The organism is Aestuariispira insulae, from assembly GCF_003385955.1.
Taxonomy (GTDB): Bacteria; Pseudomonadota; Alphaproteobacteria; order UBA8366; family Aestuariispiraceae; genus Aestuariispira; species Aestuariispira insulae.
Map to the genome: position 1 here is coordinate 433,844 of NZ_QRDW01000003.1, position 9,503 is coordinate 443,346.

Annotated in this window: 5 protein-coding genes; 3 read left to right on the forward strand and 2 right to left on the reverse strand. The window is 54.5% G+C overall.

Features of this window, described 5'->3' with window-relative positions:
- Positions 1-4,968, reverse strand: a 4,968-nt coding sequence (locus tag DFP90_RS22855) for a beta strand repeat-containing protein (RefSeq protein ID WP_115936483.1), incomplete at its 3' end; no start/stop codon positions are given.
- Positions 4,969-5,431: 463 nt separating this feature from the next.
- On the opposite strand from DFP90_RS22855, the gene DFP90_RS10930 reads away from it, so the two are divergent.
- Both DFP90_RS10930 and DFP90_RS10935 read left to right on the forward strand, forming a co-directional pair.
- On the forward strand, positions 5,432-5,917 hold the full coding sequence (locus tag DFP90_RS10930) for a helix-turn-helix domain-containing protein (RefSeq protein ID WP_115936484.1): 486 nt from the start codon (positions 5,432-5,434) through the stop codon (positions 5,915-5,917).
- On the forward strand, positions 5,901-6,542 hold the full coding sequence (locus DFP90_RS10935) for a nucleotidyl transferase AbiEii/AbiGii toxin family protein (protein ID WP_115936485.1): 642 nt from the start codon (positions 5,901-5,903) through the stop codon (positions 6,540-6,542). Before DFP90_RS10930 ends, DFP90_RS10935 begins: the two co-directional genes overlap by 17 nt.
- On the opposite strand, the gene DFP90_RS10940 is transcribed toward DFP90_RS10935, so the two are convergent.
- A complete protein-coding gene (locus DFP90_RS10940) occupies positions 6,534-7,649 on the reverse strand; it encodes a Fic family protein (protein WP_147300992.1) in 1,116 nt (371 codons plus the stop codon). The genes DFP90_RS10935 and DFP90_RS10940 overlap by 9 nt on opposite strands.
- A 181-nt stretch (positions 7,650-7,830) precedes the next feature.
- Between DFP90_RS10940 and DFP90_RS10945 the strand changes: the two genes are divergently transcribed.
- Entirely contained in the window at positions 7,831-9,411 is a 1,581-nt protein-coding gene (locus tag DFP90_RS10945; RefSeq protein WP_115936487.1) for an RNA-directed DNA polymerase, read from the forward strand.
- Positions 9,412-9,503 lie beyond the last annotated feature (92 nt).

Genomic DNA, 9,503 nt, shown 5'->3' on the forward strand with positions numbered 1-9,503 from the left:
GGTATTGGCCGGATCGAGGGCAAAGTCACCATCGGCAAAGCGCAGGGTCTCCACATTGCTGATGGTGTCGGTGCCGTCGTCACCGCCTGCCACCGCATCAAGATCGCGCACGTTGATGGTGCCGTCGCCGTTATCCTCGATCACGTAATCGGCGCGGATGCCGTTGAAGACCGCGATATCCTCACCGGCGCCGCCATCGATGACGTCATCACCGCTCCCCCCGATCAGCGTGTCGTTGCCGGTGCCACCATCTAGGGTGACATTAACGGCTTCCAGGAGGTAAAGCCCGCTATCGGTTTCCTGGATGCCTGATCCAACATAGTCATTTCCGGCAAGTGACATATCGTCCCCCAGGTTTTCCGGATCTGCAAAATCGAGCAGGAACCCGTTGGTGCCATAGTCCGCACCCGACTCGAGCGCTTTAGGCACCAGATCCCCCTGACTGGTCTGTCTGGCCAGCACGAAGTCGGACGCGTCCTCAACCGTACCCCCGTCCCTGAAGGCAATCGACGCCATTTCACCATCGAATGCGTTGCCTGTGTTGGGTTCAGCCGCGAGATTGCCGATTCTGTGCTCATATCCCTGATTTACGGTTGCCCCGCCCCAATCCAGCGGCGGCTGGTTGTAACTTGCTTCAAGCGCTTCAATTTCCACTCCGTCAACAAATATGCGGATCCGTTTGTTATCTGTGCGTGTGGTGTCAAAGGCCAACGCAACATGATGCCATTTATGCGTTGTAACCACATCTACTTCTGTACCGTAGGCGCCATACAATATGCTTGTGCTGCTCTTGTCATGGAACGTTGCCCCGATCCGCCCATCATTGGTCACGAAAAATCCGGCATAAGGCGTCCCATCCCCATTCGTCCGGGCTGAGAAAATCATATTGTTGGTATTGGAATCATTGAGATTAATCCAGGATTCAATGACCCATGTTTTCTCATTACCCAATTTGGAAACCGCCGGTTTCAGATAGTCCGTGCCATCCAGCCGGATCGAGGTGAATTCATCGCTGCGCGACAATCCAGCTCCAGCATCCAGGTAATCGTCACCCGCCTGACCACTCAACTGGTTAACACCGCTCATACCGACGATAACATCATTACCTTCGGTTCCGACAAAGTCAGTTTGGTCCAAACTGAATTCACCATCCAGGGGCTGATATCCCAGGCCTGGATCATTCCAGAAACCTGTCTCCCCTTTATCGGTATTCGTACCAAAGTTGGCCCGGATATCGGAACCGGCCTTATAGGTGCCATAATCGGCGGTCAGGCCATCCGATGCGACTGAATAGCCGGGATCAAAATCCGACAGCGTGGCCACCAGATCACCATTGCGGAAAAATTCCACATTCCCGGTCGCAGCATCATAGGCCATCCCGACGCGGTCTTTGTTGGTATACACCAGGTTCGGGATTTCCAGTGAAGCATTCAATTCAACGGCACTGGTCTTTCCAGCATCAATGAATGTGATCCGCCCATCATTCACCCAGACCGCCTGGCTTTTGTTCGATGTACTGCCCTCCATGGAACGGAAACCAAAGAAAACCGTCCCATTGATGGTAATAGGCTCCATCTCGATATAGGTTTTTCCAATAGTCGGCACTTCGGAGCCGGACTGATACCAGACCGTGGAGTCATCGGTTGAGGTAACCCGGGTGCCACTTTCACTGAGTGTGCCGGTTCCAACTCCGACGCTCGTGACCAACTTTGCAAAATCGCCCGGATTCTCCGGCTCTCTGGTGCCATCCTGGATCTCAACATCCATTACCGCATCCACGCTGACGCCATCACTGTCCGTCACCCGGTAGGTGAAGCTGTCGGTGCCGGTATAGCCTGCCGGATCATAGGTATATTCCCCGGTCTCCGGATCGATGATCGTGACCGAGCCATTGGCCGGGCCTGCAACCAGATTGAATGTCACCGCCCCATCCATATCCGCACCATGCAGGACATGAGAAACAGCTTCTGGTGCGGGCATGACAATCCGGCCACCCAGTGCCACCGGATCGCCGTCATTCACAGAGGTCACATCAATCACTGCGGTTGCCGTATCGCTCAGCACTCCGTCACTGACCGTGAAACTGATCGGGATATCGGTTCCGTTGAAATCCGCCGTAGGCGTGAAGATCCAATCCCCGCCTGAGGCGGTGAGGGTGCCATAGGCCGGATCCACCGTCACCGACGTGACTGTCAGGGCATCGCCATCCACATCCGTGCTGTTGGTCAGGAGCTGCGCGGCGGTAAGGGTGATCGCCGTGTCCTCGGCGGTGGCGCCCAGATCCACGTCGCCCGCCACCGGTGCGTCATTGACTGCCGTGACATCAATCACCGCGGTGGCCGTGTCCGTCAGGCTGCCGTCACTGACCGTGAAACTGATCGGGATGTCGGTGCCGTTGAAATCCGCCGCAGGCGTGAAGACCCAATCCTCACCGGAGGCGGTGACCGTGCCATAGGCCGGATCCACCGTTACTGACGTGATCGTCAGGGCATCGCCATCCACATCCGTGCTGTTGGCCAGAAGCTGCTCGGCGGTGAGGGTGATTGCCGTATCCTCGGCGGTGGCACCCAGACCCACGTCGCCCGCCACCGGCGCGTCATTGACCGCCGTCACCGTGATCGTGCCGGTCGCCGCCGTGGTCACCGTGCCGTCAGAGACCTGATAGCTCAAATCCATGCTGCCGTTGAAATCCGCATCCGGATCGAAGGTCCAGGTGCCGTCGCCATTGTCGGTCACCGTGCCGTTGCTGGCGCTGACCACACCGCTTACCGAAAGGGCATCGCCATCCACATCCGAGGCCGCCGCCAGAAGCTGGGCCTCGGTCAGGGTGATGGCGGTATCCTCCGCCGTGCTGTGCGTGATCGGGCCGCTCACCACCGGTGCGTCATTGGATCCATTGATGGTGATTGTCAGGGTGGTCTGGGCGGTGCCGCCGTTGCCGTCATCGATGGTATAGGTGAAGCTGTCGGTCAGGCTTTCGCCGACCCCCAGCGACTGCACCAGGCTATTGCCATTGTCCAGGGTGTAGCTGTAGCTGCCGTCGGCGATCAGCAGCAGGCTGCCGAAACTGCCGGACACGGCACTGCCCACATTGCCTGCACTGCCATTGACCAGGGAGACGGTGAGGCTGTCGCCGTCCACATCGCTGTCATTGTCGAGCACGGTACCGGTGACCGGGTTGGGGGCGGTATCCTCAGTGATGCTGTTGCTATCGGCCACCGCGACCGGACCGTCATTGGAACCGTTGATGGTGATTGTCAGGGTGGTCTGGGCGGTGCCGCCATTGCCGTCATCGATGGTATAGGTGAAGCTGTCGGTCAGGCTTTCGCCCACACCCAGCGACTGCACCAGGGAATTACTGTTATCCAGGGTATAGCTGTAGCTGCCGTTCGCGATCAGCAGCAGGCTGCCGAAACTGCCGGACACGGTACTGCCCACATTACCTGCACTGCCATTGACCAGGGAGACGGTGAGGCTGTCCCCATCCACATCGCTGTGACTGTCGAGCACATTGCCAGTGACCGGGTTGGGTGCGCTGTCTTCGGTCACGCTGTTCGTGTCGGCCACCGCGACCGGCCCGTCATTGGAACCGTTGATGGTGACGGTCAGGGTGGTCTGGGCGGTGCCGCCATTGCCGTCATCGATGGTATAGGTGAAGCTCTCGGTCAGGCTTTCGCCCACGCCCAGCGCCTGCACCAGGGCATTGCCATTGTCCAGGGTATAGGCATAGCTGCCGTCGGAAAGCAGAAGCAGGCTGCCATAGCTGCCGGTGAGGCTGCTTCCCACATTGCCGGAGAGACCGTTGACCGAGATGACGGTGAGGCTGTCGCCATCCGCATCGTTGTCATTGTCCAAAACATTGCCGGTGACCGGGTTCGGGGCTGTGTCTTCCGTGATTCCGGCCGCGTCATCCACGGCCACCGGTGCCGTATTCGGATCAGTTGAAAGCGTGATATCGTCAAACTGCAGATATTCCACATTGGTCAGGATATCAATGCCGTCGGTGCCGCTGACCGTGGTCACGCCGGCATTGGTGGTGATGGTGTAAGCCGTACTATTGCCGCTGAAGACGGCTGTATCTGTGCCGGCCCCGCCGTCGATGGTGTCATTGCCGCTGCCGCCGGTGATCACATTGTCGCCCCCATCCCCGGTCAGGACATCATCAAAATCCGAGCCGGTCAGGTTCTCGATGCCGCTATAGCTGTCGCCCGCTGCGTCGCCGGTGTTGCCGGAGGCATCGGCCAGACTGGCACTCACACCGGTCCCGGCATCGGCATAGCTGGCGGTGTCACTGCCCAGCCCGCCGGTCAGGATGTCCGCCCCGGCGCCGCCCATCAGCACATCATCATCGGCGCCGCCATCCAGGTTGTCGGTGCCGGCCCCGCCCATCAGGGTGTCATTGCCCGCATCCCCGGTCAGGGTGTCGTTCCCGGCAAAGCCCTGGATCACGTCATGGCCGGTGCCGCCGTCGATCACATCATGCAAAGAGCCGCCGTTGATCACATCGTCGCCGCCCTCACCGAAAATCTGGTCGAGGCCGGAATTGCCCTCGATCACATCATTGCCGTCGCCGCCATGGATGATGTCGTCATTGGCGCCGCCGATGATGGTGTCGTTGCCGTCGCCGCCATCCAGGTAATCGTCGCCCGCATTGCCGGTGATGGTGTCGTCGCCGCTGCCGCCGTAGATGGTGTCCGCGGCAGCCCCGCCGGAAATCGAATCATTGCCGGCACCGCCATCGATGGTGTCGTTGCCGCCATTGCCGTCGATCACATCGTCATCGGCGCCGCCATCGATGATGTCATTGCCGGCCCCGCCGTCGATGGTGTCCATCCCGGCGCCACCTTCGATCACATCGTCGCCGCCCTGGCCCTTGAGCACATCATTGCCATCCAGCCCCTGGATCAGGTCATTGCCCGACCCGCCGGTGATGGTGTCGTCGTCTGTCGTGCCTGTAAAAGTGCTCATTGGTCATTTCTCCCGCGTGACAAAACAAAAAAACAGTCCGGCCGGCCCGGACAGGCTTGAGGGAGAATCATTGGAAGGGAAACAAGACGGATTCCGGGCGAAAATTCGCCCATATCAAGAATTGGAACACGTCGAATTAAACTGTCAGATGAGTTTGTTTCCTGCCCCCGGATTACCCCTGCAGGAATGGCCTGCACATGGCCATTCGCAGCCTTACGAATGTCAGTCTACCGGCAGTCCTTTCCGGAAATCAACGGTTAATGTTTGAATTTAAACGAAAAAGGAAACCGGTGAGCAACGGGAATAATGTGTGCCACCGGCCGCCTGGGGATATTTGTTGCGGGAGGAATCTGTAGGAATTCACGGATAAAACTCGAGGCGGGTGGGTTGGTAAGTAAGATGATTTGAAAAAAGTAATCAAATATGATAACTATACTTATACGTAAATCGAGGATGCAGGAACATGCGCTATAGCAGGCAACTGGTGGAGCAGATTTTGGAGGCGGCCAAATCGAGGGGGCTGCGGGCCAATGCTGTTGCGGCGCGTGCGGGCATTTCGAAAACCAACCTGTCCCGAATCCGCCGTACCGGAAAATATAACGCGGATACTTTGGAGCGGCTGTTATCTGCGGCAGACGTCACGTTCGAAGTGAAGCCAAGGGTGATTGAGAAAGAGACTCTTTCCCTGGTGGTTAAAAAGCTCAATGCCGGTCGGCCGACGAAACTGACTGAGGATGAATTTGAGCATTTGTTGTTGCGATTCTATCCATCAAAGGCCGCTGAACGGGCATTTTCCCACCTTGTTGGATTGATGGAGGAGATCCCGTTGGAGCAGGTGAATAATCTGGTGAGGGAGGGCTCTGCCGCATTGCCGTCCCTGCAGCGTATCTGTGACTATGTCGGCGGCCGCGGCGAGACGGCGGAATGGCTCAATGACCGGGCAGCGTGAGAGCAAGTGGCGGGAACTGTTGGAGGCGGTTCTGCCGGCGTTGGCGGAATTGCCAGGGGAGTTCTCCTGGACATGGGGCGGAGGGACTGCCTTGGCCCAGAGGTTTCATCACCGAATCTCTTACGACATCGACATATTCTTTGAAAATGCGGCGGTGTTGCAAAAGCTGTCCCCCAACCGAAATCCAAAAATCAAAGCAATCACCGACAACTGGCAGGAGCCGGAGCATTATATAAAGATTGAACGGCCGGAAGGTGAGATCGACTTTATCATTGCCATGATGAGGACGGTGCCGGGTGCGCTACCCGTTGAAGTCAGTGGGCATAAAATCCTGATGGAAGCAGCGGCTGAGATCTTGGCCAAGAAAATACACTATCGGGGCAGCCGCGCCGTCGCGCGTGATGTCTTTGATGCAATGGCGGTTTTCCATCTCGATCCAAAGGCTCTTGAACAGGCTGTGAAAGCCACGCCTGATGGCGCCCGAAACTTTGCGGACAATATCAGGGCGCTGGCACCCCGGTTGAAACGTGAAATCCCGATGGCTGTGGATGTGACCGATCAGGGGGCAAAGCTGCTCGATCAGGATTTTCTGGAACTGGCGGCTGCGCTAGAAGGTTTACTCTGAATCCAAGCTGGGCAGTGTGATTTCAAACCTGTCAGGGCGGCCTTCATCCATACAATGATGCATTGCGCCGACATCCATCAGATAAGCGAGGTCTGCCTGCGCCAATTCATAGGAACATATAGCAAGCTTCGCGTATTTCTTCGCGGACATCCCGCCCTGGAAACCTTGTGGACCTTCCTTGAGCATCCTTTCCAGTATCGTCACCTGGCGATCATTGAAGCGACCTTCGTACTTTTCCCAGAAGAGTTCTTTGCCGGCGAGAAACTGCATCAGTTCAATGGCATCCTTCTGTGCTGAGACTGCAGCGTCGGCGAACCAATTCAGCCAGTCGGTTAGATCCAGGCTCGAGGACTGCGATTGGCTGAGTGCGTCATAATATGAATTTCGTCTTTCAAAGATGGTTTTAGAAAGGCTCATCAGAACAGGCCGTCCGAGAGCCTGGGACAGGGCCAGGTCTGAAATTGCCCGCCCCACACGGCCGTTGCCGTCTTCGAATGGATGAATGCATTCGAAATAGAAATGGGCAATGCCAGCGCGGAGGATGCCTGGCAAGGCTGTGCTGCCATTGAACCAATCGAGAAATCGTTCCATTTCTCCAGGCACAGCTGACGAAGGTGGCGCCTCATAATGCACCGTTTCCATGCCGATCGCGCCGGATACGATCTGCATTGGCTCCGCATGCGTCCTACACTTGCCTCTTTCCACTTTGTGGAAGGCAGAGGTTTTGGCGATGGCCATTTCCTGCCATTTGCAAAGGCGTTCAGAGGTCAGAGTAAGGTTGAAATCATACCGCGCCTGAAAAACCAACGAAACGACGTCTCCGTTTGCGTCTCGAGTGCCTGCATCTGATTGTGCATGCTTTAGGGCTTCGCCACATTTGTCTCGAAGATCCTGGATATCAAACTTCTCGCCTTCAATGAGGGAGGTATGCAGTGCCTCACTGGCCAGAAGCTCAATCGCAGTCTGTTCCCGAACCTTTTTTTGAAGCTGATTGAGAAGATTGTCTGTAAGTAGGGCTAGCTGTTCGAATTCAGCCAGCTTGCCGTCGAACTTGTCCTGGTTCCACGTGAACTGCGGCCAGTCGCTATTTTGCCAGATGTAGGGCACAGGAACTCCTACGGTACTCAAATAATCTTGGTAAATACGATCATACCAATCTTTCGATCTGTTGCATCTCTCTCCTTGACCAGCTGCGATCAGAAATGGTCTTTTGCTACCTTACCGAGATTTTCTGTGATCGGTTAACTGGTAATTTAATGGTTGGGGAGTGTTCAGGTGGGGAAACCTAATGATTAGTCGGTTTTCGCTAATAAATGCAGGACTATTTCCAGAGACCTTACCGCCATGTTTTGTTTCCAATGATGCCCAAAGGGCCTTCCGCGGAATTGTCGCAGAGTTAGACAGCAAAGAGTTTAACCAAAGAAGAACTACTGAATTCGCGAAGTATAGCGGGACAAAACATGATGGAAATAGGCGTTTCTTTGGGACACCCAATATCGTTTCCTATTTTCATGTTTCAACTTTCATACATAAAAACTGGTCGAAATTTGAGAGCCGTTTTTCTGAATCCAACTACTCGGTAGGGGTGCCTAGGATACTCGATCAGGATGCAGATCGTGCAATCCAAGTACCATCTCTCTCAGAGCTATCGGCGCGTGCATCCAAGAATATTGGCTTTGCACCGATTGTGTTGAAAACTGACATCGCCCAGTTTTTCCCCAGTATCTACACGCATTCTATTCCTTGGTCAGCGCATGGCCGAGATGAGTCAAAAGCGGATCAAAAACCGCAATCAAAGACTATAACTTTTAACGCACTGGATCTTTTTGTCAGAAACTGTCAAGCGGGTCAGACCCGTGGAATTGCAGTCGGGCCAGATGCTTTCAGGCTAATAGCAGAATTTATATCTTCTGGCCTTGATAAGGAGTTAGAGAACCGAATGGGTGAAAAAGTTGTTGGTGCCGTTCGCCATGTAGATGACTACTATATCGGGTTAGAAACTGAAGCAGATGCGCAAATTGTGTTGTCTCGATTGCGAGAATTGTTGGCTTCCTTTGAGTTGCAAATCAACGATTCAAAGACAAAAATATACAGCAGTCTCGAACCAGTAAACGACTTATGGGCCCAAAGAATTAGAAAGCGATTTCGTGGCGATACCTATTTCTCAGCGGTTGAATGGGAATTAATCATTGATGAGGCACTTGAAACGGCGAGGAACGTTGGCTCTGACAGTCCGGTGAAGATGCTGCTCCGTGGTATGGACGAGAGAGAAATATACCTAAGGTCAGAATGGGACTTTATTGAACCATATTTGCAGAGGATAGTTCAGCGACATCCTCACGCAATCGATTATATTTGCTTATTGGTTGTTAAGCGCTATGCCATTGATCTAGGAATTGATCGCATCGGTTGGGCTCGAGTGGCAGAGATCCTGATTATACGTAATTTGGCATTCAACAACCATCACGAAGTTGTTTGGATGTTCTGGCTATTGCTTGTGTGCAATCTCAGTGTGGAACATTCCATGGTAGAATCCATCCTGAAGTCTGCTGATCCACATGTTAAATCGTTAATTTTGCAAGCATTTGTTGATGGGAAACTTACTCATCGCCCTAAATTGGGGCTGGGCGGTAGACTTGCTACTGACGATCCGAATTGGCTGGTAAACTTAATCGCAAGATCGCAAGGCTATTCGAAGGCTCAGTTTAGTGGGGTGTTGGCACCGGAGTTTTCGCATTTAGCTGACAAGAACATTAAGCTTGTTGATTTGCAGAGTCACAATGAGGCGTTAGCGGATCAGCGCCAGCAAGCCATTAGCCGTACAAGATACGGATATGATGATGAAGTCGATGAGGAAGATGAATATTGACCTGAGCCCCAGAGTTCCTCCAGCTATAGGCAGAGTCGTCGGTTAAAGTTTTGCTCAGTTACGTTGTTGTTTGCAAGCAGTATGGGGGCATG

What these genes read in the sequence shown, in the direction of transcription:
- DFP90_RS10945 (WP_115936487.1), top strand. Translation starts at nt 7,831, where the DNA reads ATGATTAGTCGGTTTTCGCTAATAAATGCAGGACTATTTCCAGAGACC.
- DFP90_RS10935 (WP_115936485.1), top strand. Translation starts at nt 5,901, where the DNA reads ATGACCGGGCAGCGTGAGAGCAAGTGGCGGGAACTGTTGGAGGCGGTT.
- DFP90_RS10930 (WP_115936484.1), top strand. Translation starts at nt 5,432, where the DNA reads ATGCGCTATAGCAGGCAACTGGTGGAGCAGATTTTGGAGGCGGCCAAA.